This window comes from Bradyrhizobium tropiciagri, from assembly GCF_018130505.1.
Taxonomy (GTDB): domain Bacteria; phylum Pseudomonadota; class Alphaproteobacteria; order Rhizobiales; family Xanthobacteraceae; genus Bradyrhizobium; species Bradyrhizobium tropiciagri_B.
In genome coordinates this window covers 483,735-505,076 of sequence record NZ_JAFCKH010000001.1, presented here as the reverse complement: position 1 = coordinate 505,076, position 21,342 = coordinate 483,735, and the positions used below count along the sequence as shown (strand labels likewise).

Here is a 21,342-nt window from a genome sequence, read left to right as displayed (position 1 = left end):
GAAAAGGCCGGGCGAAAGCCCGGTCTTTTTTCTTCGGGAAAGCGTACTCATCCATTGGGTATGCGGATTGTACGGGCCGACGGCAGACACCAGGTGCTTCCCAAAACCATTGACCTGGATCAAGGAAATATCCGCGATCTCATCGCATGCCATGATGCTGAAACGTAGTGAAGGCCGCAAATTCCACGCCGGCTCGCAGAGGGTCCAGTAGCCCAATGGCCCGGTAATTGGAGACTTTTCATGAGAACCTTCAATGCAGTGCTTTTAGTATTTCTCATTGCGCAATCGGCCTCGGCACGAGCTGCGGATTTGAACGGAGCCTGGACGGTCGACGCCTCGGCCTGCGATAAGATATTCACGAAGGAGAACAACAAGCTCGCATTCAAGAAGGATGCCGATCTCCACGCGGGCGGCTTCATCGTGCAGGGAAAGCAAATCACCGGCACGTTTCAAAAATGCACCGTCAAATCGTTGCACGATGACGGGCAGAATGCACGCATGGTTGCGTCGTGCTCGGATGGTGTCGCGATTTCAGACGTCGCATTCGACTTGAAAGTCTCTGGAGACGGCAAGATCACGCTCAGCGCCAACGGACCCGTGACAGTAGAGACACCGTATGTTCGCTGCTCGATGTGACGTTGACGGCGACGACCAGGTCGGTTAGCCGAAGGCGTAATCCACCTAATAAACAATCAAGAAGAAGGTGAGTTACGCGGAACCTGTCATCGGGCCGCGCTCTGCGCGGACCCGTTGGCTAACCCACCCTACGATGCGACGCAGGTGTGACCGAACTCGCCCGAAACGCTATCTCCTGATACTCCTGCGCCTCCACCCCGTTGATGATCCCCAAGAACTTCGGCGTGCCGCCGTTGTAGACGAAGTACCGCACCGTTCCCTCCTCGTGCCCCGCGACATTCGAGTTGTAGCCGGTGAACCAGGACTTGGCTTTGCGCATCAGCATGATCTCGTACATCTTGACGACATGCGCGGTCCAGCGCTGCTGCGCCTCAAGCGTGGCGTCGGCTCTGACGTAGCCATGGTCCCACATGAATTTCAGCAAATTGGTGCACCAGCCGACGCCGTTCTCGATGCCGCGCGGGAAATTGGTCGAGGCCGAGGCGCTTTGCGGGCCGGTCGGCATCAGCAGGTTCGGGAAGCCGTGGACGAGCATGCCGAGGAAGGTGGACGGCGCGTGCTTCCATTTGTCGGCGAGACGCTCGCCGCCGATGCCTGTGATGTCGATCTGGTCATAGGCGCCGGTGATGGCGTCGAAGCCGGTGGCGTAGACGATGATGTCGAAATCGTAGTCGCGCGCTGACGTGCGCAGGCCTTTCTCGGTGACGCGGACCAGCGGTGTCTCGCTGAGGTCGACGAGATGCACATTGTCGCGGTTGTAAGCCTCGAAATAGTTGGTCTCCAGCGGCAGGCGCTGCACGCCGAAACCGTGATCCCGCGGGATCAGCTTTTCGGCGACCTTGGGATCGTTGACGCGGCTGCGGATGCGGCCGGCGATATACTCGGACAGCTCGGCATTGGCGGCTTCGTCCATGAATATCTCGCGGTAGTTCGCGAGCCAGATGCCGAAGCCGGGCTCGTCATACAGCTTGTCCCACAGCGCCAGCCGTTCCTCGCGGCTCGCCTCGTAAAAGCCGCGGCTCTGCGGGCCATGAACGAAGCTGCCCGGCGTCAGCGCGCAGGCGGCGAAGATCTCGTCGTAGCGGGCGCGGATGTCGGCCATTTCAGTCTCGGAAATCGCGCTGTTGTTGAGCGGAGCGCTCCAGTTCGGCCGGCGCTGAAACACGGTAAGCTCACCGACCTTATCGGCGATCTCACCGATCACCTGGATCCCGGTGGCGCCGGTGCCTATGACCGCGACCTTCTTGCCCGCAAGATCGACCGGCTCGTGCGGCCAGTAATAGGTGTGGAACGAGCGGCCCTTGAAGTCGTCGATGCCGGGCACGCGCGGCATGGTCGGCGCCGAGAGCAGCCCGATCGCGAGCACCACGAAGCGGCAGGTCAGCGTGCGGCCGTCGCCGAGCTCGAGCTGCCAGAGATCGCGCGTCTCGTCGAACTGCATGGTCTCGACCTTGCAGCCAAACTGCATATGCTTGCGCAGGTCGAACTTGTCGGCGACATAGTTGAGGTAGCGCAGATTCTCCGGCTGGCCGGAGAAGCGCTCCTTCCAGTGCCACTCGTCGAGCAACTCGCGCGAGAACGAGAAGCCGTAGGTGTAGCTCTCGGAATCGAAGCGGCAGCCGGGATACCGGTTCCAGTACCAGGTGCCGCCGAGATCGGGCGCGGCTTCCAGCACGGTGGCGTCGATGCCGAGATCGGCCAGCCGCTTGATCTGGTAGATGCCCGCGACGCCGGCGCCGACGACGATCACCTCGTAGTGGGATTTTGCCTCGCCCATCGTTTCACGCTCCGGAATTCTGTTCTTGCGTCTGTTGAGGCAGATTACAAACCGTTTTGCCTGATCAGGCAACGCCGGATCAGACGTGCGACTTGCGTTGAGACGCTGGCTGCACCACATCGATCGCTGCGTAGCCCGGATGAGGAAGCGACATCCGGGGTTTGCGTCCGTCCCGCATATCGCTACGCTCATGCGGGCTACGCATCTATCGATCGCCCATACGTCATTTGGATCGCCATGACCGACAGTCTCACCGGTGTCTGGGACGGCAGCTACGTTCAGACGGGCGCCGGCATGGTCACGTTCCTGGCGACGCTGATCGATGCCGGCGGCGCGCTCGGCGGCAGCGTGACCGAGCCCTGCATGACGCCGGGCTGCCCGCTCAGCACGCACAACGCCTCGCTTGCGGGCCATCGCTCCGGCAGCGCGGTCTCCTTCGTCAAGCGCTACGAGCCGCCGGGCTACGGCTATCACACGGTGCATTACGAAGGCACGGTCAACGCCGAGGCGACGGAGATCGACGGCCGCTGGCGCATCACGGGCACGGCGTTCTCGGGCGCGTTCTTGATGGTCCGCGCGGGCAGATCGGCGGAAGCGGTCGCGGCTGAGAAGAAGACCAAGGCGCCGGCGCGCTGACCTTGCAGATGTCCGACGCCTCGCTCCACCGCCTCCCCGACCAGCTCCGCGGCAATTTGCGCCTCGTCTTCGTCGGCACCGCCGCCAGCACGCGCTCGGCTAAAGTCGGACATTACTATGCCCATCCCGGCAACCGCTTCTGGCGCGCGCTGCATGAGGCCGGCATCACGCCGCGGCGCTACCGGCCCGACGAATTCGCGGCGCTGCTCGCGCTCGGCATCGGCTTCACCGATCTGTCCAAGACCGGCGCCGGGATGGATCACGAGATCGCGCGGCAGTCGTTCGACGTGATCGGCTTCCGGGCGAAGATCGAGACCTATCGGCCGAAGACGATCGCCTTCACCAGCAAGACAGCGGCGAGCCTGTTTTATCACAAGCCGACCAGCGCGATCGCGCTAGGCCGGCAGGCGCCGCCGCGCGGTTTTCCCGAGGTGTTCGTGCTGCCGTCGCCGTCAGGCGCGGCGTCCGCAACGTGGACGCTGCAGCCGTGGCGCGAGCTGGCGGAGTGGATCGCGCAAACGTAGCCCAGATGGAGCGAAGCGTAATCCGGGGCCGCTCCATCCGTGGAGACGTCGGCCCCGGATTTCGCTTCGCTGCATCCGGGCTACAAAGTTATTCCTTCAGCGAGATCGCGAGCCCGCTGAGGTCGAAATTGGCCATCAGCCCGACCTGCTTGCCGCTCAGTTCGAGCACCGCGCCGTTCGGGTTGGTCAACAGGATGCCGCGCACGCCGGCGCCGAGCGCAACCCCGGCGCCCGCCGCGGCATAGACGCCGGCGATGTCCTGGGCCCGGCGGATGTTGCGCACCCGCCCCTGCAACGTGGTCTGCGAGCCGCCGAACACGAGGCCGTAATCCAGCCCGCCGGCGGTCAGCCCGTAGGTCTTGCCGCGGAACGTCAGCACGCCCTTGCCGGCGGAGCCGCCGAACACCCAGCCGCCCTTGAAGATGACGAGCGTCACCGCGCCCTCGTCGGCTCGCGCGGCAGACGATCCGGTGAGCAGCGCCAATGCGAACAGCACGGCGCGGACGGCGGATGACAATTTCATGGGGGAGTTCTCCGGACGAAGTGAGCAGCTCAAATCGCGCCAATCTAGCCGATGGGCGGCAGCGATGAAATGCAGGCAAACATGCTGAATTGCGCTTGTTCCTGAACTTGTGAAGTCTATCATCGCGCGCACGGCCGCGCGACCATGGGCGCATCCGCCTGCCGCTTTGCCGGATCGCTGAGGAGTTTGCGCAACAGGATCCAGATCGATGCACAATTTCACCCCGATCTCAGGTTTTGCCGGCGGCGCGTTGATCGGGCTCGCGGCGGCGCTGCTGATGCTGCTGACTGGGCGCATCGCGGGCGTCACCGGCATCAACGGCGGCCTGCTCCAGGCCGACACCACCGACCGCAGCTGGCGCCTCGCGTTCATCGCGGGATTGATCGCAGCGCCGTTGATCGCGGCGCTGTGCGGTGCGCCGCTTCCGCAACCCGTGATGAATGCGCCCCTCGTCGTGATCGCAATTGCGGGCCTCCTGGTCGGGTTCGGCACCCGCATGGGCAACGGCTGCACCTCCGGCCACGGTGTCTGCGGCTTCGCCCGGCTGTCCGGCCGCTCGATCGCGGCAACCTGCATCTTCATGCTGACCGCGACCGTGACTGTTGCGATCCTCAGGCATGGGCTCGGAGGCTAGCGATGCAGCTTCTCGCCAGCTTTGTCTGCGGGCTCGTTTTCGGCGCCGGACTTCTGATCTCGGGAATGACCGATCCGCAGAAGGTGCTCGGCTTCCTCGACCTGTTCGGCGCGTGGGACGCGACGCTCGCTTTCGTGATGGCGGGCGCGGTCGCGGTCGCCGCCACCGGCTTCGCGATCGCGCGGCAACGCGCCGCTCCGGCCTTCTCGGTGCGCTTTCTCTGGCCCGAACGTCACGACATCGATGCACCGCTGGTTGCCGGCGCCGTGCTGTTCGGCATCGGCTGGGGCCTCGTCGGCATCTGTCCCGGGCCGGCGCTGGTCAACCTTGCCGGCCTCTCGCTGCCGATCGTTGTGTTCGTCGCCGCGATGATCGCAGGCATGTTCGGCCACGAATTCCGGCGCCGGCGCGCGACGGCGCCGCCGCGCAGCATCGCAAATACTCCTCTTCCATCTCGCGCAGACGGGTGACCTCATGACAGCGATCAAGCACATCCCGCCCCCGCCCGGCGTCAAGGCGCCGCCACTCTCGTTCGGCGCCCGCGTCGGCGACTTGCTGTTCATCTCGGGCATTCCCGGCTTCGACGCCAATGGCGGGCTGCCCGACGGTTTCGAGGCGCAGTTCGCCAATGTCGTGACCAACTTCAAGCGCGTGCTGGAGCAGGGCGGCGCGACGATGCGCGATCTCGTCAAGGTCAACGTGCTGCTGACCCGCGCCTCCGACGTCGCCACGATGAACGCACTCTACGCCGGCGCATTCGGGCCGCCGCCCTACCCGGCACGCACCACCTGCGTGGTAGTGGCGCTGCCGAACCCGCAGATGCTGATCGAGATCGAGATCGAGGGCGTCGCGGCGGCGAAGGGCTAATGCCGTCACCGGCGTCGTAGGGTGGGCAAAGGAGCGCAAGCGACGTGCCCACCCTACGGCGCTACGCGATTACGCAAACCGACTCACGGCCGAGGCAGCGCGTCGCGGAGCGTGTCGCTGACGAAGCGGGCGGCGCGGCGGAAGGCTTCGTCATTGTCGCCGCGAAAGCTCACGGTCCGCCGCAGCAGCAGCTTGTTATCCTTGACGTCGACGAGTTCGACCTCGCCCCACTGCACCAGCGTGCTCATCTTGCGGATGCCGCCATAGACGACGTACTGCGCGCCGGACTGCCGCGCCGCGGCGGCGAAGTCGTCGGCCGGCATGCTCGCGGCGGTGCAGGGCCGCTGCGCGCAGTCGATCGGCAGCACGCGATAATCCTTGTCTCCGAGATCAGTGCGCAGGCCTTCGCCGAAGGCGGTGACCAGCGCGGTGTGCTTGGCCGTCTGGTCCGACGCCTCGCCCGAGGTGTCGACATAGTCGAAGTCGGCGATCGCCACCGAAATCGGTGAAGCCGCCCGCGCCGTCCCGGCGTGACAGCACAGTGCCGCTGCGGCGACCACCGCAAGGGCCACAGATGTTTTGCATTGCCGACTGCCACGCCCGCCGCTTGTGCCGCGCATCACGATCCTCCCGAACACCTGTCCTCCGATCCGGGGCAGGTCTCCGCACAGTCGATCATGGAACGGCGCGGCGGGCAAATCGCAGGGCATCACCGCGCACGCGAATTTGGATGCAGAAGCGAATGGTGGGCAAGGTCGCTAAGCGACGTGCCCACCTTCCCGGCATGTCCTCATGGTGGCGCCGGCGCTTCGCTCACCTTATGAACTCAGGGAATGTTGATCTGCTCCCTGGTCGAGGCGCCGACCACTTCGACGCCCTTGGTGCCGAGTAGGTGGGAGATGTCGAGCGAGACGTGATAGGGCGCGGTTTGCGGCAGGCCGATGCCGCTCTGGCATCCGACCACCTCGATCCCCCAATATTCCGGCTGCCTGATGTAGATCAAAGGATGCAGTTCGACCTTCATCGTCACCCAGGGCTTGGTGCCCGATACGATGAGGATGAAGGATTTCGGCACGATGCCGGGCACGACCCGCACGTCGTCGAAATCGATCAATCGACACGACGTGGAGTGAGGCAGGCTCTCGAACCGCTTCAAATCGCTCTCTTGCATGACAATCTCCGGTGAAAATTCACGTCACAAAGCAGTGGCTGCCGGAGCGTAATACAATCTTCGATTGCATTCAAGGCAACACCTATCTCAGAATGTGCAAGAGTGTGTTGGCACGTGATCATCGTCACCGTCTTTGCGAAGCGCGTTGCCCGCCACGCGGAGCGGTATCATCCCAACTGTCATCACCCAGCTTGACCGGGCGATCCAGTACGCCGCGGCCCATCGGCTCAAGCGCTGCTGCCTCTGGAATACTGGATCACCCGGTCAAGCCGGGTGATGACACCGCGTTGTGTGGCAAGCGAACGGACAACAAACTCAGTGTCGTCCCTGCGAAAGCAGGGACGACACTGTATATGGATGCCTTTTGCCGCCACGGACCGCGCTGCGCGTCTCCCGGCTAAAACAACGACCCCTGCCCGTCATCCTCCTCGCGCGGCGCCGCCTTGCGCGGTGCGGCCTTCTTCGGCGGCGGCGCGTCTTCCGCTGCGATCTGTTCGGCGGTCATCGGCAGCGTGAGTTGCGCATCGTCATTGGCAAAGCTGTTCACCCGCATCGTCACCTGGTGCCAGGCGAACTCGCCGACATCGGGCCCCTTCAGCAGCGGCATCACCTCGTCGGCATCGTCCGTGCCGCAATCGAGCCAGCGCGCGAATTCCTCCGGCTTGATCGTGACCGGCACGCGATGATGCAGCTGCGCGAGGTCGCGGCTCGCCGGCGCCGTGACGATTGCGACCGTGTCCTGCTCCTCGCCATTCGGCCCCATCCAGCTCTCGGCGAGCGCCGCGAAGGCGACCGGCTCGCCATCGCGGCGGTGGATGAAGAACGGGCGCTTGCGGCCACCGGCATCCTGCCATTCGTAATAGCCGTCGGCCGGGATCAGCGCGCGACGCCGCCGGATCGCGTTCTTGAAGGCGGGCTTCTCGCGAACCGTCTCGGCGCGCGCGTTGATCAAGAGCGAGAAGGTTCTGGGATCCTTGACCCAGGACGGGATCAGGCCCCAGCGCATCAATTGAAAATGCCGGCCGCCATTTTGCAGGATCACGACGGGGATCGGCTGGGTCGGCGCAACATTATACCGCGGCGGAAAATTCGGCTGCTCAATATAGCCGAAAATTTCCCGCAAGGCCGCCGGCGGCGAGGTGATCACAAAGCGTCCGCACATATCCCGTCCAGAATGGTATCCGTTTATTCCGCTTTAACCCCAACCGTTAAAGAGTGCGAGCGATGACCTCAACGGCCGCCATAGCGGGCTCTTCCCCGCGACCGACGTACCCCGACGAGGCGCGGGCTGCGCAGTTGCGCGCCGGCAACATCAATCCGCGCACCGGGCTTGCGACCGACTACCTCAATCATTTCAACGAAGCCATCATGCTGCTGGAGATGATTCCGGATATGCCGGAATGCGCCAGCGATTTCCTGGAGTGGCGGCCGCTGTCCTATGCCGAGCACTTCATCGCCTCCAATTTCAAGGCACGCGATCTCGCGATCGAGGCCTATGAAGCCGCGAACGCCGACATCCGCGCCGAATTCGACCATCTCACCGACAACATGACGCGGATCCTGGCCGAGGTCGGCTCGGCGATGCGCCAGTTGCAGCAGGACAAGAGCCGGGTCGCGCTCGCCGAGCAGGCCATCGTCTGGGTCAAGCCACTGGTGATGCTGACCGCCGGCGTGATCAACGGCGCCGCGGAGGCCGACGTCGACAGCATCATGGCAGGCGCCTGATTTATCAGGCATGCTGCTTTCCTGATGACCGTGATCTCTCCCGAACCTCCATCCCGCCCGCAACTCGCCGTGTCAGGCGTGATCTTTCGCGCCGGAAAGGTGCTGCTGGTGCGCCGCGCCCGCTCGCCGGGCAAGGGCTTCTACTCGCTGCCAGGCGGCCGGGTCGAATTCGGCGAGTCCCTGCACACTGCCCTGCACCGCGAGGTCGACGAGGAGACCGCGTTGCGGATCGATATCCTGGGCCTCGCCGGCTGGCGCGAGGTGCTGCCGGCCGGCCCCGGCACCGGGCACTACATGATCATGTCGTTCGCGGCACGCTGGGCCTCCCGGGAAGTGGCGCTGAACGACGAGCATGACGACTACAAATGGTTGGCGCCGGAGGAGATCGGCGACCTCAAGGTCACCGGCGGGCTCCAGGAGGTGGTTGCAGCCGCCCGCAAGCTGGTCTGAGGCCGGTTCCGGCCTTCACCTGCCCTGTCGTCTGCCTTGCCTCGGGCGCATTGCGGGGGCATACCACACCCCGTTCCGGAACCCCTGATGACCAAAGCATTTCTGGCCGTTGTTTTGCTCCTGTCGGCATGCCTCGCGACGCCCGCCCGCGCGCAGGACGCACCCGCGCCGTTCGACGGCGACCTGCAGCGGCTGGCCGAGATCCTCGGCGCCCTGCACTACCTGCGCGGCATCTGCAACGCCAACGAGGGCACCAAGTGGCGCAACGAGATGCAGGCGCTGATCGACGCCGAGACCCCCTCCGGCGACCGCCGTGCCCGCATGATCGCCGGCTTCAACCGCGGCTATAACGGGTTTCAGCAGACCTACCGGACCTGCACCCCCGCCGCGACAGTCGCGATCCGCCGCTACATCGAGGAGGGCTCGAAAATCTCCCGCGACCTGACGGCCCGTTATGCCAACTGAGACCACGATCTTCTTCGACCTCGACGGCACGCTGACCGATCCGAAGCCCGGCATCACCGGCTCGATTCAGTATGCGCTGCAGAAGCTCGGCCGCCCGGTTCCCTCGCAGGACGAGCTGACCTGGTGCATCGGGCCACCGCTCCGGGCGAGCTTTGCGATGCTGCTCGGCGGCGAGGAATATGCCGACCAGGCGGTCGCGTTCTACCGCGAGCGGTTCGGCGATGTCGGGCTGTTCGAGAACGCGGTCTATCCGGATATCGCCGAGGTGCTGGCCACGCTGCGCCAGACGCCGCGGCGAATGTTCGTGGCGACCTCGAAGCCGCACGTGTTCGCGACGCGGATCGTCGCGCATTTCGGGCTGTCCGATCATTTCGACCACGTGTTCGGCTCCGAGCTCGACGGCACCCGCGTCAACAAGGTCGAGCTCCTGGCCTATGCGCTCGAGCAGACCGGCGTCGATCCGGCCGCCACCGTGATGATCGGCGATCGCAGCCACGACGTGATCGGGGCGAAGCGGAACGGCATCCGCGCGGTCGGCGTCACCTACGGCTATGGCAGCTCCGAGGAGCTGATCGAGGCCGGCGCCAGCCATCTTTGCGCGTCACCGCGCGCGGTGCTCGACCATATCGGCGGTTCCTTCGGATAAATGCCGAGGCGGCCGTTAACCTTTCCTAAAGATATGGACTAGGCGGTAGCCGCATGCGTGCTACACCTCGAGGCCTTGCTGCGGTTCGCTTCCGGACCGCGGATACATTTTGTGAATGTTCATGCGCCATCCAGCGTCCTTTCCTCTCCCCCACGATCCGCGTCCTGATCACGAGCAGAAGCAGGCCGCGCTGAGTTACCTTAATCAGGCCTGGGCGGAAGCGCGTCTTGATGGCGTCGACGGCGACTGCCTGGCGCAGGCCAGCCTGTTCGCCGCGCTGGCCGAGCTCGTCACCACCTACGGCGAGGACGCCGTCGCGACGTTCGCCGAGAACCTGCCCGCGCGTCTGCGCAACGGCGAGTTCTCGCTGGTGCTCGCCCGCCAGTAATCAACCGAACTCTAGGGCTTCAGCGTCTCGAGGAAGCGGACCGGCTCGCCCGTCGACGACGTCGTTACTTCGCCCTGCCACATCACCCGCTGGCCGCGAACGAAGGTGCCGACCGGCCAGCCCTGCACCCGCACGCCGTCATACGGCGTCCAGCCGGCGCGCGAGGCGACCCACTTGTTGGTGATGGTCTCGCTGCGCTTGAGGTCGACGACGGTGAAATCGGCGTCATAGCCAGCCGCGATGCGGCCCTTGCACGCGATATTGAACAGCCGCGCCGGACCTGCGCTGGTGAGATCGACGAACCGCGCCAGCGACAGCCGGCCGGCATTGACGTGGTCGAGCATCAGCGGCACCAGCGTCTGCACGCCGGTCATGCCCGACGGCGAGGCCGGATAGGTCTTGGCCTTCTCCTCCAGCGTATGCGGCGCGTGGTCGGAGCCGAGCACGTCGATGATGCCCTGCTCGATGCCGTACCAGATCCCGGTGCGGTGATCGGCCGAACGCACCGGCGGATTCATCTGGGCCAGCGTGCCGAGCCGCTCGTAGCATTCCGGCGCGGCCATCGTGAGGTGGTGCGGCGTCGCCTCGCAGGAGGCGATGTCCTTGTGGTCGCGCAAATAGAGAATTTCTTCCTTGGTCGAGATGTGCAGCACATGGATGCGCTTGCCGGTCTCGCGCGCCAGATTGACGAGGCGCTCGGTCGCCATCAGCGCCGCGGTCTCGTCGCGCCAGACCGGGTGCGAGCGCGGGTCGTTCTCGATGCGCAGCGGCTTGCGCTCGTTGAGGCGGTATTCGTCCTCGGCGTGGAACGCGGCGCGGCGCCGGATCACCTGGAAGATTCGGCGCAGGCTCTCATCGTCCTCGACCAGCAGCGCGCCGGTAGAGGAGCCGATGAACACCTTGACGCCGGCGCAGCCCGGCGCGCGCTCCAGCTCCGGGAGGTCCTGCACGTTCTCGCGGGTGCCGCCGATGAAGAAGGCGAAATCGCAGTGCATGCGGTGGCGGCCGCGCTTGATCTTGTCGGTGAACGCCGCTTCGGTGACCGTCAGCGGGTTGGTGTTCGGCATCTCGAACACGGCGGTGACGCCGCCCATCACGGCGCTGCGCGAGCCGGTCTCGAGATCTTCCTTCTGCTCCAGGCCGGGCTCGCGGAAATGCACCTGGGTGTCCATCACGCCGGGCAGGATGTGCAGGCCCTTGCAGTCTATCACCTCGCCGGCGGAGGCCTGGCCGAGCGAGCCGATCGCGGCGATGCGGCCACCCTTGATGCCGATATCGCGCACGCCCTCGCCGTCCTGATTGACCACGGTGCCGGATTTTAGAATGCTGTCGAAATGCTGATTCATCGGTCCTCGGCGCCCGCTTTCCACAGTCGCGCGGGCCTTGTTCGGGGCACTCTAGCGCCTTAGCTTGGCAGGGGGAAATCCGCCCTCCGGCGTTTCCCAAAGGAACTTGAAAAGAGCCGATTTTTCGAATGAAAGCAGCATTTCTTCCGGATCGGGGCGTGGTCAAGGTCGCAGGCGACGACGCCCGCAACTTCCTCAACGGCCTGATCACCGCAGACATCGCCGAGTTGCGTCCGGGCCAGGGGCGGTTCGGCGCGCTGCTGACGCCGCAGGGCAAGATCATCACCGATTTCCTGATCACCGAGGCGCCGGCAGGCCATGTCGGCGGCTTCCTGATCGACGCGCCGCGCGCGCTCGCCAAGGGGCTCGCCGACAAGCTCGGCTTCTACAAGCTGCGCGCCAAGGTCACGGTCGAAAACCTCACCGACAGCCTCGGCGTGCTCGCGGCCTGGGATGGCGAACCTGCGATGACGCCGGACCTCGCCTTCGCCGATCCGCGCAATGCCGCGCTCGGCTGGCGCATCCTGATCCCCGTGGAGTTGCAACAGAAGCTCGCCGAGCTGATCGGCGCCGACCTCGTCGACAGCAGCGCCTATGAGGCGCATCGCATCGCGACCGGCGTGCCGCGCGGCGGCCTCGACTTCATGTATGGCGACGCCTTCCCGCACGAGACCAACATGGATCACCTCCATGGCGTCGATTTCGACAAGGGCTGCTATGTCGGCCAGGAAGTGGTGTCGCGGATGCAGCATCGCGGCACGGCGCGCACCCGCACCGTGAGGATCGTCCTCGACGGCCCCTCGCCCGAAGCCGGCGCGACCATCCTCGCCGGCGACAAGCAGGTCGGCACCATCGGCTCGACCGCGGGGCAGAACGGCCTCGCGCTGGTCCGTATCGACCGCGTCGCCGATGCGCTCGACGCCGGCCTTACGCTCACCGCGGGCGGGCTGTCGCTTCGCCTCGCCGATCCCAATGTCGTCCGCACCCCGCCCAAGCAGACCGTCGCATGAGCCGCACCGCAAAACTGCATCCGGACGGCAAGACGCGTTGCCCCTGGCCGGGCGAAGATCCGTTCTACATCGCCTATCACGACAATGAATGGGGCGTGCCGGAATATGACGACCGCGCGCTGTATGAAAAGCTGATCCTCGACGGCTTCCAGGCCGGCCTGTCTTGGATCACCATCCTACGCAAGCGCGAGAACTTCCGCAAAGCCTTCGACGATTTCAGGCCCGAGAAGATCGCGCGCTACACCGACAAGAAGGTGCACGCGCTGATGAACGACGCCGGCATCGTGCGCAACCGCGCCAAGATCGAGGGCGCGGTGGCGAGCGCAAAGGGCTACCTGGAGATCATGGAGAAGGGTCCCGGCTTCTCGAAATTGCTCTGGGGCTTCGTCGACGGCAAGCCGAAGGTCAACCAGTTCAAGACCACCGCGAGCGTGCCGGCCTCGACGCCGGTCTCGATCAAGGTCTCCAAGGAGCTCGGCGCGCGCGGCTTCAAATTCGTCGGCCCGACCATCGTCTACGCGTTCATGCAGGCGACCGGCATGGTCAACGATCATCTCGTCACCTGCTTCTGTCACGAGGCCTGCAGCGGCAAGCTCCGCGCACCGCGGCTCAAGGTGAAATGACGGTGCGTCAATCGACCGAGGCGGTCCGCGCCTGGCAGCGCATGCTCTCCGGACGCCGGCTCGACCTGCTCGATCCGTCGCCGCTCGACATCGAGATCGTCGACATCGCGCACGGGCTGGCGCGGGTCGCGCGCTGGAACGGGCAGACCTCCGGCGCGCACATCTTCTCGGTGGCGCAGCACACGCTGCTGGTCGAAGCCGTGATGCGCCAGCAGATGCCGCGCGTCGACGTTCGTCACCGGCTCGCAGCGCTGCTGCACGACGCGCCGGAATACGTCATCGGCGACATGATCTCGCCGTTCAAGGCGGTGCTCGGCGGCGACTACAAGGTGGTGGAGAAGCGGCTGCTGTCAGCGATCCACATCCGCTTCGGCCTGCCCGCCGTGCTGGCGGACGAGATCACCCAGCAGATCAAGGCCGCCGATCGCGGCGCCGCCTATCTCGAGGCGACGCACCTGGCCGGGTTTTCGCAAACCGAGGCGAAGCGGCTGTTCGGCCGCGATCCCGGCCTGCCCGAGGCGACCGAGCGCGACTACCTGACGCCGTGGACCGCGGCGAGAGCGGAGAAGCAGTTCCTCGAGCGGTTCAGCGCGGTGCACACGTAACGCTGCAGTGCACGGCATTTTGTAGGGGGGGCAAAGGCGCGCAAGCGCCGTGCCCACCATCCACGACGCGCTCGCGATGGTGGGCACGCTAACGCTTTGCCCACCCTACGGCAGCCGTTATAATCCCCCTCACCCCGACCCAAGGACCATTATGCTCCACGTCTGCTCGCTTGCCGCGCTTCCCGACACGGTCCGCGTCACCGGTGCCAGCCATGTGCTGACCGTGATGGCCAATGTCGACCAGGTGCTGCGGCCGCCATCCGTGCTTGCCGCCAATCACCTGAAGGTGTCGATGGACGACATCACCGAGACGATGGACGGCTTCGTCGCGCCGAACGAGACGCATATCGAAAAGGTGCTCGCCTTCGTGCGCAGTTGGGACCGTCGCGCGCCGATGGTGGTGCACTGCTATGCCGGCATCAGCCGCTCGACCGCGAGCGCCTTTGCCGCGGCCTGCGCGCTCAACCCGCATCGCGACGAGTTGGCGATCGCCCGGCTGATCCGCGAGGCCTCGCCGATCGCTTCGCCCAACCGGCTGATCGTCAGCCTCGCCGACAAGGCGCTGGGCCGCGAGGGGCGGATGCTGCGTGCGCTGGAGGCGATGGGCCCCGGCAGCATGAGCGTCGAGGGCCGCCCCTTCCGGATCGATCTCGAATAGGACGAACGTGGCACACCCCAAGGTTTGAACTTCGTGGCTTGAACTTCGTGGCTTGAACTTCCGGTCTCCCGGACGGCACATAATAGATTGCGACGGGCCGCCGGCTGGCCGAGGGTCCGCCGCGCATTGCCGGAGGCCCAATGTTCGACTCGCCGTTCGATTTCCTCACGCTGGTCATCGCCATCATCGCGATCGCTCTCGCCCAAAAGGCGATGAGCCAGGTCTCGGCGTTGCAACGACGGCTGGATGCCATCGAGGGCGCCGGCGCCGCGCGGGTGGCCATGCCGCCGCCGCTGGCGCCGCTACAGGAGTTCGAGCAGACGCCACCATCGGCGCCTCCGGTCACGCCACCGCCGCTGCCGGAAGCGGCCGCCGGCGAGCCGGATATGCCGCAAGCCGGACCGCCCGCGCAGGCTCCAGAGGCCGCGCCGCCGCCCCTGCCGGAGCCGGCTGTCGGCTTCGAGGAGACCCTCGGCACGCGCTGGGTGGTGTGGATCGGCGGCCTGACGCTCGCGCTCGGCGGCTTCTTCATGGTGCGCTATTCGATCGAGGCCGGCCTGCTCGGCCCCGGCGTGCGCACCATGCTCGGCGGCCTGTTCGCGCTGGCCCTGCTGGTGGCCGGCGAATGGACGCGGCGCAAGGAGAGCATTTCGAGCATCGCCCCGCTGCCGGTCGCCAACATTCCCGCGATCCTCACCGCGGCCGGCACCGCGGTGGCCTTCGCCACCGTCTATGCCGCCTACGCGTTGTATGACTTCCTCGTACCGGCGACCGCGTTCATCCTGCTCGGCCTGGTCGCGCTCGGCACGCTCGCCGCTGCCTTGCTGCACGGGCCGGCGCTGGCCGGGCTCGGCATCGTCGGCGCCTTCGCCACGCCCATCCTGGTCTCATCGGACAAGCCGGACTATTGGTCGCTCTACATCTACCTCGCCATCGTCACCGCCGCGTCGTTCGGCCTTGCACGAATCCGGCTGTGGCGCTGGCTTGCCGTCACGACGATCGCCTTCGCGCTGCTGTGGACCTTCCCCTGCCTGCAATGCGGGCCGGACTTCATCGCCCCGCACGCCTTCCATGTCATCGCGGGCTTCGTGCTTGCCGCGCTGCTGGTCGTCTGCGGCTTCATGTTCGGGCCTGACAGCAATGGCGAGGAGATCGAGCCGATCTCGTCCGGCTCGCTCGCGGCCTATCTGCTCGGCGCGATGCTGATCGTGCTGAACAGCTTCCATGCTGATGTTGCGATGATCAGCTTCGCGCTGCTGGTGGCGGGCACCCTGCTGGTGGCGTGGCGTGCGCCCGCAGCCACGCGCGCGGTCGGCGCCGCCGCGATCTTCGTCTTCATCGTGTTCGGCGAATGGGCCATCCGCGTCAACGTCGACACGCTGGTGCTGCCGGGCGGCGCCATCCCGGGCATCGGCCCGTCGGCGACCGACGGTTCGGTCTCGCTGCATCTCGTCACCGCGGCGGTTTTTGCCGCGGCGTTCGGCATCGCCGGCTTCCTCGCGCAACTGCGCTTCACGACAATGCAGGTCACGGTGACCTGGGCCGCCGCAGCGGTCTTCACTCCGGTCACGCTGCTGATTGCGCTCTATGCCCGGATCGCGCATCTGGATCGTTCGGTGCCGTTCGCGATCCTCGCCGTGCTGCTCGCCGCCTGCTATGCGGCCGCGACCGAAGCGCTGACAAGGCGCGGCGAGCGGCCGGAGCTGTCGCCTTCGATCGCGCTGTCCGCCACCGGCACGCTCGCGTCACTCGCACTGGCGCTCACCTTCGCGCTCGACAAGGGCTGGCTCACCATCGCGCTGGCACTGGTGTCGCTGGGCACGGCGTGGATCTCGGTGCAGCGGCCGATCCCGTTCCTGCGCTGGCTGGCCGCGATCCTCGCCGGCATCGTCGTGCTGCGCATCGGCTATGAGCCGCGCATCGCCGGCGACGCTGTCGGCAGCACGCCGATCTTCAACTGGCTGCTGTGGGGCTACGGCATTCCCGCGCTGTCGTTCTGGGTGGGCAGCCACTTCCTGCGCCGTGGCGGCGATGACGCTCCGCTCCGCATCGTCGAAGCCGCCGCAATCCTGTTCACGGTACTGCTCGCCTTCATGGAGATCCGGCACGCGGTGAATGGCGGCGACGTCTATCGCAGTGCCGCCGGGTTGACGGAGATCGCGCTGCAGGTCTGCGTGGCGCTTGCGATGGCGATCGGGCTGGAGCGGCTACGGCTGCGCAGCGGCAGCATCGTCCACAATGTGAGCGCGATCCTGCTTGCGGTGTTCGCCGGACTTGCCAGCGTGTTCGGACTGCTTGGGCTGGAGAACCCGATGCTGTGGTACCGGGACGTCGGCGGCAGCTTCATCAACGTGCTGCTGCTCGGCTACGCCTTGCCGGCCGTATTGGCGCTGCTGCTGTCCTACGCGGTGGCCGGTCATCGCCCCGCGAGCTACGGCAATACGATCGCGGCCGGTGCGCTGATCCTCGCCCTCGCCTATGTCAGCCTTGAAATCCGCCGGCTGTATCACGGGCCGGTGCTGAGCCGCGGCGAGACCACCGATGCGGAGCAATACACCTACTCGATCGCCTGGCTGATGTTCGGCGTCGCGTTGCTCGGCATCGGCATCCTGGTCAACTCGCAGCGGGCGCGGCTCGCCTCCGCCGCGGTGATCGGCCTGACGATCCTCAAGGCATTCATGATCGACATGTCGACACTGACCGGCGTCTATCGCGCGCTGTCGTTCATGTGCCTCGGCATCGTGCTGGTCGCGATCGGCTGGCTCTATCAGCGGATCCTGTTCCGCAGGCAGGCACCGCCGCCTGTCCCGCAGGCGGGGGGATGACAGAGCGTTTTCCAGCGAAGTGGGTCCCGGTTGCCGTGAAGACAAAGCAAAAACCTGGAGCCTTCCGATTCTATCGGAATGTTCGAGGCGGCAAGGCGAAGGCGGACGTCAGTCGACGGATTCCGCAACGAGGCGGATTCTGAACACGGGCTTCCTGCCCTCGTCGAGCAACTCCATGTTCCATTCGCTGTTCTGCTGGAGATTGCGCGAAATGCTGCCGAGGAAGTTGCCGCAAACCTTCGTCATCTCGGCCCAGGCCGCGTCACGGCTCTCGAATTCGGTCGGGTGATCGGACGCGCCGGCGTAATCGCCATCACTGATGCGAAAAAAATACTGCGCCATAACTGTGCTCAAATGCGTGGTCCCCACGTTCCGGTGAACGTCGGCTATTGAGTAGCCGCCAGCGCAAACGCCGCCATCCGTATGACTACGGCTTGGTGGCGGATATTCGGGTTAGTGCGAAAGGACGAGATGTCCGGCACTCACGCATGATCCGAAAAAGCGCGAACCGGTTCTTCTGAAAAGATCACGCGCAAACAAGGAGCTAAGGCGCAATGACGATGACGCTTAGTCCGTCGACCGGCGCAGTTCCGGGGGGCTCTCGACCTTGGCCGGCTCGGCCTTGATCGGCTCGAGCTTCGAGCTCTCGACCCGCGGCGTTTCGACCCGCGACACTTCGGACTGCGAGGCGTCCGCCGACCGGGTGCGCGCGTGCGGACGCGGGCGTGCCACCGAACGGGCGATCAGCATCTGCTGCGCGCCCTGATGGCGGAATTCGCAATAAGCGAAACCCATGCCGGAGACCGAGCCGCGGAACGAACGCTCGTCCTGCTTCTCAAGATTGAAACAGGGCTCGAACGGAATGCCCTTCAGCGAGGCGCAAACGCTCTGGCCGCGGACCTGCAGCGTGTTGCCGGGTAGCCGGACATGACGGATCGGGCCGGAGCCGGAGAACTGGACCGAGCCTGCCGCGCCCATGTCGTCGAGGATGCGGCCGGCACCGCGGGTGCCGTCGAAACAGGTGAAGGCGAACACCTTGCCGGCAACGAATTTACGCGCCTCGTCGGCGTTCATCATGCCTGCGAACGCCGGTACGACCATCGCTCCGGCCGTCACGGCCCCCAACACGAAACGCGCAAGCATGCACCTACTCCACCCTACGAGCGCGGGCACCGCTCCTTGTTGAGCATGACCCCCGTCACGACGCTATCCACGTCTGCGCGAGGACATCCCGGCCCCCGGGATCATGCTGCAAGTCTCTTTACCCGCTGCTTACCATACCAACAGTGGCAACATTGGAGCAGCTTGGTTGGTAAAGTCTGAACGTCGTCAGACTATTTTTACCACGATGCGACCGCGGACCTCGCCGCCGAGGATTTTGGCGCCATAACCGGCGACCTCGTCCATCGTAATTTCGTGAGTGATATCAGCAAGTTTTGCCTTATCCAGATCGCTGGCCAGGCGGGCCCAGGCGGCTCTCCGCAGCTCGATCGGGCACATCACGGAGTCGATGCCGAGAAGGCACACCCCCCGCAAAATGAAGGGCGCAACCGACGACGGCAGATCCATACCGGCGGCTAGGCCGCAGGCCGCGATCGCGCCGCCATACTTGGTCATCGAGAGCATGTTGGCGAGCGTGGTCGAACCGACGCTGTCGACGCCGCCGGCCCAGCGCTCCTTTGCCAGCGGCTTCGCCGGCCCCGACAGTTCGGCGCGGTCGATCACCTCGGCGGCGCCGAGACCCTTCAGATAATCGGCTTCGGACGCCCGCCCGGTCGAGGCGATGACGTGGTAGCCGAGCTTGGACAGCACCGCGATCGCGACCGAGCCGACGCCGCCGGCAGCCCCGGTCACCACGACCGGCCCGCTCTTGGGCGTCAAGCCGTGTTTCTCCAGCGCCAGCACCGAGAGCATCGCGGTGTAGCCGGCGGTGCCGACCGCCATCGCATCGCGCGCCGAAATCCCGTCAGGCAGCCGCACCAGCCAGTCGCCCTTGACGCGGGCCTTCTCGGCATAGGCGCCGAGATGGGTCTCGCCCATGCCCCAGCCGTTGCAGACGACCTTGTCGCCCGCCTTCCAGTCGGGATGGCTGGATTGCTCGACGGTGCCGGCGAAATCGATGCCGGCGATCATCGGGAACCTGCGCACCACCGGCGCCTTGCCGGTCAGCGCGAGGCCGTCCTTATAGTTCAGCGTCGACCATTCGACGCGAACGGTCACGTCGCCGTCCATCAGTTCGGCTTCGTCGAATTGCGTGAGCGCGGCGGTGGTACCCTTGTCCGCCTTGTCGATCCTGATTGCCTTGAACGTTGCCACGATGAGCACTCCCCGAAAGCCTTGGTTTCGGGGAATGTTTAACCCATCAGGCAGGCTGCGCAACCAGGCGGGCCACCGGCTTTTCGACGATCGGCAGGTTGATCAGCGCCGACAGCACGCCGAACAGCACCGACAGCCACCAGATCGGCGTGTAGGAACCGTACTGCTCGAACACGATGCCGCCGAGCCAGACGCCGAGGAAGCCGCCGACCTGATGGCTGACGAAGGCGAAGCCGTACAGTGTCGCGAACCAGCGCGTGCCGAACATCAGCGCCACCAGCGCTGAGGTCGGCGGCACCGTGGACAGCCAAGTCAAACCACTGACTGCGCCGAACGCGATCGCCGAGAAGGTCGTGATCGGGAACGAGATGAAGACGACGATCGACAGCGCGCGGGTGAAATAGATCACCGACAGAATGTAGCGCTTCGGGAACACGTTCTGCAGCCAGCCGACGCTGAGCGAGCCGATGATGTTGAACAGGCCGATCGCCGCGATCACCCAGCCGCCGGTCGTCGCCGGAATGCCGCGGTCGGCGAGATAGGCCGGCAGATGCACGGTGATGAAGGCGAGCTGGAAGCCGCAGGTAAAGAAGCCGAGCACCAGCAGCACATAGGAGCGGTGGCCGAACGCTTCGGCAAGCGCAGTCTTGAACGACTGCTGATCGGCGGCCGGAACGTTGCTGGTCTCGGCCGGCGGCGTTGCGAGTGCCAGCGACAGCGGCAGGATCAACAGCATCAGTATGCCGAACACCAGGAGCGCGGTCTGCCAGCCGAAATTGTCGATCATCGCAACGCCGAACGGCGCGAACAGGAACTGGCCGAACGAGCCGGCCGCGGTGCCCGCGCCGAGCGCGATGCCGCGGCGTTCGGGCGGCAGCAACTTGCTGAAGGCGGACAGCACCAGGTTGAACGAAGAGCCCGACAGGCCGAAGCCGATCAGGACTCCGGCACCGATATCGAGCGACAGCGGCGACGACGAGTAGCGCATCAACAGCAGGCCGGCGGCGTAAAGCAGCGCGCCGACCACCATCACGCGCAGCAGCCCAAAGCGGTCGGCAATCGCGCCGGCGATCGGCTGGCCGAGGCCCCACAGCAGGTTCTGCAGCGCCAGCGCGAGGCCGAACACGTCGCGGCCCCAAGTGAATTCCTTGCTCATCGGCTGCACGAAGAAGCCGAGGCTGGAGCGCGGGCCGAAGCTGAGCAGCGCGATCGCGCAGCCGCAGACGATGATCACAAGCGGTGTGCGCCAGGTGGCAGAGGCCGGACGAGCGTCACCGGTGGTTACAGTCATGTCTTTCCCCGCAACTGCTGCGGGGCACCCCGCACCAAAGCTTACAGGGAGTTAATGCAGCTGCATGAAAACCCCAAGGGGGCGATGGAGAAAAATCTTCGCCTGCAGGGCAGCTCTGCGGAATTGGAAAAGCATGATGGCCGTCATTCCGGGACGCCGCAGCGCGAACCCGGAATTCCATCGAGATTCCGGGCCTGGCCCCTGCGGGCCATCCCGGAATGACGCG

27 protein-coding genes are annotated in these 21,342 nt (G+C 65.5%); 17 read left to right on the top strand and 10 right to left on the bottom strand.

The genetic code is table 11. The annotated features are described in order from the left end of the window. The first annotated feature begins 240 nt into the window (after nucleotides 1-240). Nucleotides 241-636 (top strand): hypothetical protein, encoded by a 396-nt coding sequence (locus tag JQ633_RS02305; protein ID WP_211981886.1) that lies wholly within the window; start codon nucleotides 241-243, stop codon nucleotides 634-636. A gap of 118 nt (nucleotides 637-754) precedes the next feature. Here the strand turns inward: JQ633_RS02305 and JQ633_RS02300 are convergent, their stop codons facing one another. Further along, nucleotides 755-2,413 (bottom strand): flavin-containing monooxygenase, encoded by a 1,659-nt coding sequence (locus tag JQ633_RS02300; RefSeq protein WP_211981884.1) that lies wholly within the window; start codon nucleotides 2,411-2,413, stop codon nucleotides 755-757. Between the two features lie 237 nt (nucleotides 2,414-2,650). Here JQ633_RS02300 and JQ633_RS02295 point away from each other — a divergent pair, with 237 nt between their 5' ends. Next, a complete protein-coding gene (locus JQ633_RS02295) occupies nucleotides 2,651-3,049 on the top strand; it encodes a hypothetical protein (protein WP_211981882.1) in 399 nt (132 codons plus the stop codon). A gap of 8 nt (nucleotides 3,050-3,057) precedes the next feature. Continuing rightward, nucleotides 3,058-3,573: a mismatch-specific DNA-glycosylase gene (locus JQ633_RS02290; RefSeq protein WP_211981880.1), complete on the top strand. Its 516-nt coding sequence runs from the start codon at nucleotides 3,058-3,060 to the stop codon at nucleotides 3,571-3,573. A gap of 88 nt (nucleotides 3,574-3,661) precedes the next feature. Here the strand turns inward: JQ633_RS02290 and JQ633_RS02285 are convergent, their stop codons facing one another. Continuing rightward, nucleotides 3,662-4,096 (bottom strand): hypothetical protein, encoded by a 435-nt coding sequence (locus JQ633_RS02285; RefSeq protein ID WP_211981872.1) that lies wholly within the window; start codon nucleotides 4,094-4,096, stop codon nucleotides 3,662-3,664. A gap of 208 nt (nucleotides 4,097-4,304) precedes the next feature. On the opposite strand from JQ633_RS02285, the gene JQ633_RS02280 reads away from it, so the two are divergent. The 3 genes from JQ633_RS02280 to JQ633_RS02270 are packed head-to-tail and all read left to right on the top strand — an operon-like array spanning nucleotide 4,305 to nucleotide 5,597. Next, nucleotides 4,305-4,730 carry a YeeE/YedE family protein gene (locus tag JQ633_RS02280; RefSeq protein ID WP_211981871.1) on the top strand — a complete coding sequence of 142 codons (426 nt, stop codon included), beginning with the start codon at nucleotides 4,305-4,307 and terminating at the stop codon, nucleotides 4,728-4,730. 2 nt (nucleotides 4,731-4,732) lie between these two features. Beyond that, nucleotides 4,733-5,200: a DUF6691 family protein gene (locus tag JQ633_RS02275; protein ID WP_211981864.1), complete on the top strand. Its 468-nt coding sequence runs from the start codon at nucleotides 4,733-4,735 to the stop codon at nucleotides 5,198-5,200. A 4-nt stretch (nucleotides 5,201-5,204) separates the two neighbouring features. Beyond that, the gene (locus JQ633_RS02270; protein WP_211981862.1) at nucleotides 5,205-5,597 is read left to right on the top strand and encodes a RidA family protein; all 393 of its coding nucleotides are present in this window, start codon (nucleotides 5,205-5,207) and stop codon (nucleotides 5,595-5,597) included. 83 nt (nucleotides 5,598-5,680) lie between these two features. On the opposite strand, the gene JQ633_RS02265 is transcribed toward JQ633_RS02270, so the two are convergent. From JQ633_RS02265 to JQ633_RS02255, 3 genes are all read right to left on the bottom strand, one after another. Beyond that, nucleotides 5,681-6,169 (bottom strand): DUF2380 domain-containing protein, encoded by a 489-nt coding sequence (locus tag JQ633_RS02265; protein WP_211981860.1) that lies wholly within the window; start codon nucleotides 6,167-6,169, stop codon nucleotides 5,681-5,683. A gap of 254 nt (nucleotides 6,170-6,423) precedes the next feature. Continuing rightward, entirely contained in the window at nucleotides 6,424-6,768 is a 345-nt protein-coding gene (locus JQ633_RS02260) for a hypothetical protein (protein ID WP_211981859.1), read from the bottom strand. Between the two features lie 397 nt (nucleotides 6,769-7,165). Next, nucleotides 7,166-7,930, bottom strand: coding sequence for an SOS response-associated peptidase (locus JQ633_RS02255; protein ID WP_211981857.1), 765 nt, complete (start codon nucleotides 7,928-7,930; stop codon nucleotides 7,166-7,168). Between the two features lie 62 nt (nucleotides 7,931-7,992). Here JQ633_RS02255 and JQ633_RS02250 point away from each other — a divergent pair, with 62 nt between their 5' ends. From JQ633_RS02250 to JQ633_RS02230, 5 genes are all read left to right on the top strand, one after another. Next, the gene (locus JQ633_RS02250) at nucleotides 7,993-8,493 is read left to right on the top strand and encodes a hypothetical protein (protein ID WP_211981855.1); all 501 of its coding nucleotides are present in this window, start codon (nucleotides 7,993-7,995) and stop codon (nucleotides 8,491-8,493) included. 24 nt (nucleotides 8,494-8,517) lie between these two features. Further along, nucleotides 8,518-8,943: an NUDIX hydrolase gene (locus JQ633_RS02245; RefSeq protein ID WP_211981853.1), complete on the top strand. Its 426-nt coding sequence runs from the start codon at nucleotides 8,518-8,520 to the stop codon at nucleotides 8,941-8,943. Nucleotides 8,944-9,030: 87 nt separating this feature from the next. Then, nucleotides 9,031-9,408, top strand: a complete 378-nt coding sequence (locus JQ633_RS02240; RefSeq protein WP_211981846.1) for a TIGR02301 family protein — start codon at nucleotides 9,031-9,033, stop codon at nucleotides 9,406-9,408. Continuing rightward, nucleotides 9,398-10,054, top strand: coding sequence for an HAD family hydrolase (locus JQ633_RS02235; protein WP_211981845.1), 657 nt, complete (start codon nucleotides 9,398-9,400; stop codon nucleotides 10,052-10,054). The genes JQ633_RS02240 and JQ633_RS02235 overlap by 11 nt, the downstream gene beginning before the upstream one ends. Nucleotides 10,055-10,175: 121 nt before the next feature. After that, the gene (locus JQ633_RS02230) at nucleotides 10,176-10,442 is read left to right on the top strand and encodes a hypothetical protein (protein WP_211982752.1); all 267 of its coding nucleotides are present in this window, start codon (nucleotides 10,176-10,178) and stop codon (nucleotides 10,440-10,442) included. A gap of 11 nt (nucleotides 10,443-10,453) precedes the next feature. On the opposite strand, the gene JQ633_RS02225 is transcribed toward JQ633_RS02230, so the two are convergent. Further along, nucleotides 10,454-11,788: a dihydroorotase gene (locus JQ633_RS02225; RefSeq protein WP_211981843.1), complete on the bottom strand. Its 1,335-nt coding sequence runs from the start codon at nucleotides 11,786-11,788 to the stop codon at nucleotides 10,454-10,456. A gap of 128 nt (nucleotides 11,789-11,916) precedes the next feature. On the opposite strand from JQ633_RS02225, the gene JQ633_RS02220 reads away from it, so the two are divergent. From JQ633_RS02220 to JQ633_RS02200, 5 genes are all read left to right on the top strand, one after another. After that, entirely contained in the window at nucleotides 11,917-12,798 is an 882-nt protein-coding gene (locus JQ633_RS02220; protein ID WP_211981841.1) for a YgfZ/GcvT domain-containing protein, read from the top strand. Beyond that, on the top strand, nucleotides 12,795-13,421 hold the full coding sequence (locus tag JQ633_RS02215; RefSeq protein WP_211981839.1) for a DNA-3-methyladenine glycosylase I: 627 nt from the start codon (nucleotides 12,795-12,797) through the stop codon (nucleotides 13,419-13,421). Before JQ633_RS02220 ends, JQ633_RS02215 begins: the two co-directional genes overlap by 4 nt. Beyond that, nucleotides 13,418-14,026, top strand: a complete 609-nt coding sequence (locus tag JQ633_RS02210; RefSeq protein ID WP_211981837.1) for an HD family hydrolase — start codon at nucleotides 13,418-13,420, stop codon at nucleotides 14,024-14,026. Before JQ633_RS02215 ends, JQ633_RS02210 begins: the two co-directional genes overlap by 4 nt. Nucleotides 14,027-14,177: 151 nt before the next feature. After that, nucleotides 14,178-14,684, top strand: coding sequence for a tyrosine phosphatase family protein (locus tag JQ633_RS02205; protein ID WP_211981835.1), 507 nt, complete (start codon nucleotides 14,178-14,180; stop codon nucleotides 14,682-14,684). A 140-nt stretch (nucleotides 14,685-14,824) separates the two neighbouring features. Next, on the top strand, nucleotides 14,825-17,509 hold the full coding sequence (locus tag JQ633_RS02200; protein ID WP_211981833.1) for a DUF2339 domain-containing protein: 2,685 nt from the start codon (nucleotides 14,825-14,827) through the stop codon (nucleotides 17,507-17,509). A gap of 108 nt (nucleotides 17,510-17,617) precedes the next feature. On the opposite strand, the gene JQ633_RS02195 is transcribed toward JQ633_RS02200, so the two are convergent. From JQ633_RS02195 to JQ633_RS02180, 4 genes are all read right to left on the bottom strand, one after another. Continuing rightward, nucleotides 17,618-17,851: a DUF6894 family protein gene (locus JQ633_RS02195; protein WP_211981831.1), complete on the bottom strand. Its 234-nt coding sequence runs from the start codon at nucleotides 17,849-17,851 to the stop codon at nucleotides 17,618-17,620. Between the two features lie 225 nt (nucleotides 17,852-18,076). Then, on the bottom strand, nucleotides 18,077-18,652 hold the full coding sequence (locus JQ633_RS02190) for a hypothetical protein (protein ID WP_211981829.1): 576 nt from the start codon (nucleotides 18,650-18,652) through the stop codon (nucleotides 18,077-18,079). A 186-nt stretch (nucleotides 18,653-18,838) separates the two neighbouring features. Then, nucleotides 18,839-19,825 (bottom strand): acrylyl-CoA reductase (NADPH), encoded by a 987-nt coding sequence (acuI, locus tag JQ633_RS02185; RefSeq protein WP_211981828.1) that lies wholly within the window; start codon nucleotides 19,823-19,825, stop codon nucleotides 18,839-18,841. A gap of 46 nt (nucleotides 19,826-19,871) precedes the next feature. After that, nucleotides 19,872-21,116, bottom strand: coding sequence for an MFS transporter (locus JQ633_RS02180; protein ID WP_211981826.1), 1,245 nt, complete (start codon nucleotides 21,114-21,116; stop codon nucleotides 19,872-19,874). Nucleotides 21,117-21,170: 54 nt separating this feature from the next. Here JQ633_RS02180 and JQ633_RS02175 point away from each other — a divergent pair, with 54 nt between their 5' ends. After that, nucleotides 21,171-21,338, top strand: coding sequence for a hypothetical protein (locus tag JQ633_RS02175; RefSeq protein ID WP_211981824.1), 168 nt, complete (start codon nucleotides 21,171-21,173; stop codon nucleotides 21,336-21,338). Nucleotides 21,339-21,342: the final 4 nt, after the last annotated feature.

What these genes read in the sequence shown, in the direction of transcription:
- JQ633_RS02305 (WP_211981886.1), top strand. Translation starts at nt 241, where the DNA reads ATGAGAACCTTCAATGCAGTGCTTTTAGTATTTCTCATTGCGCAATCG.
- JQ633_RS02295 (WP_211981882.1), top strand. Translation starts at nt 2,651, where the DNA reads ATGACCGACAGTCTCACCGGTGTCTGGGACGGCAGCTACGTTCAGACG.
- JQ633_RS02285 (WP_211981872.1), bottom strand. Translation starts at nt 4,096, where the DNA reads ATGAAATTGTCATCCGCCGTCCGCGCCGTGCTGTTCGCATTGGCGCTG.
- JQ633_RS02275 (WP_211981864.1), top strand. Translation starts at nt 4,733, where the DNA reads ATGCAGCTTCTCGCCAGCTTTGTCTGCGGGCTCGTTTTCGGCGCCGGA.
- JQ633_RS02250 (WP_211981855.1), top strand. Translation starts at nt 7,993, where the DNA reads ATGACCTCAACGGCCGCCATAGCGGGCTCTTCCCCGCGACCGACGTAC.
- JQ633_RS02200 (WP_211981833.1), top strand. Translation starts at nt 14,825, where the DNA reads ATGTTCGACTCGCCGTTCGATTTCCTCACGCTGGTCATCGCCATCATC.
- JQ633_RS02240 (WP_211981846.1), top strand. Translation starts at nt 9,031, where the DNA reads ATGACCAAAGCATTTCTGGCCGTTGTTTTGCTCCTGTCGGCATGCCTC.
- JQ633_RS02230 (WP_211982752.1), top strand. Translation starts at nt 10,176, where the DNA reads ATGCGCCATCCAGCGTCCTTTCCTCTCCCCCACGATCCGCGTCCTGAT.
- JQ633_RS02300 (WP_211981884.1), bottom strand. Translation starts at nt 2,413, where the DNA reads ATGGGCGAGGCAAAATCCCACTACGAGGTGATCGTCGTCGGCGCCGGC.
- JQ633_RS02190 (WP_211981829.1), bottom strand. Translation starts at nt 18,652, where the DNA reads ATGCTTGCGCGTTTCGTGTTGGGGGCCGTGACGGCCGGAGCGATGGTC.
- JQ633_RS02215 (WP_211981839.1), top strand. Translation starts at nt 12,795, where the DNA reads ATGAGCCGCACCGCAAAACTGCATCCGGACGGCAAGACGCGTTGCCCC.
- JQ633_RS02220 (WP_211981841.1), top strand. Translation starts at nt 11,917, where the DNA reads ATGAAAGCAGCATTTCTTCCGGATCGGGGCGTGGTCAAGGTCGCAGGC.
- JQ633_RS02195 (WP_211981831.1), bottom strand. Translation starts at nt 17,851, where the DNA reads ATGGCGCAGTATTTTTTTCGCATCAGTGATGGCGATTACGCCGGCGCG.
- JQ633_RS02180 (WP_211981826.1), bottom strand. Translation starts at nt 21,116, where the DNA reads ATGACTGTAACCACCGGTGACGCTCGTCCGGCCTCTGCCACCTGGCGC.
- JQ633_RS02235 (WP_211981845.1), top strand. Translation starts at nt 9,398, where the DNA reads ATGCCAACTGAGACCACGATCTTCTTCGACCTCGACGGCACGCTGACC.
- JQ633_RS02245 (WP_211981853.1), top strand. Translation starts at nt 8,518, where the DNA reads ATGACCGTGATCTCTCCCGAACCTCCATCCCGCCCGCAACTCGCCGTG.
- JQ633_RS02260 (WP_211981859.1), bottom strand. Translation starts at nt 6,768, where the DNA reads ATGCAAGAGAGCGATTTGAAGCGGTTCGAGAGCCTGCCTCACTCCACG.
- JQ633_RS02205 (WP_211981835.1), top strand. Translation starts at nt 14,178, where the DNA reads ATGCTCCACGTCTGCTCGCTTGCCGCGCTTCCCGACACGGTCCGCGTC.
- JQ633_RS02270 (WP_211981862.1), top strand. Translation starts at nt 5,205, where the DNA reads ATGACAGCGATCAAGCACATCCCGCCCCCGCCCGGCGTCAAGGCGCCG.
- JQ633_RS02210 (WP_211981837.1), top strand. Translation starts at nt 13,418, where the DNA reads ATGACGGTGCGTCAATCGACCGAGGCGGTCCGCGCCTGGCAGCGCATG.
- JQ633_RS02290 (WP_211981880.1), top strand. Translation starts at nt 3,058, where the DNA reads ATGTCCGACGCCTCGCTCCACCGCCTCCCCGACCAGCTCCGCGGCAAT.
- JQ633_RS02175 (WP_211981824.1), top strand. Translation starts at nt 21,171, where the DNA reads ATGCAGCTGCATGAAAACCCCAAGGGGGCGATGGAGAAAAATCTTCGC.
- JQ633_RS02255 (WP_211981857.1), bottom strand. Translation starts at nt 7,930, where the DNA reads ATGTGCGGACGCTTTGTGATCACCTCGCCGCCGGCGGCCTTGCGGGAA.
- JQ633_RS02225 (WP_211981843.1), bottom strand. Translation starts at nt 11,788, where the DNA reads ATGAATCAGCATTTCGACAGCATTCTAAAATCCGGCACCGTGGTCAAT.
- JQ633_RS02280 (WP_211981871.1), top strand. Translation starts at nt 4,305, where the DNA reads ATGCACAATTTCACCCCGATCTCAGGTTTTGCCGGCGGCGCGTTGATC.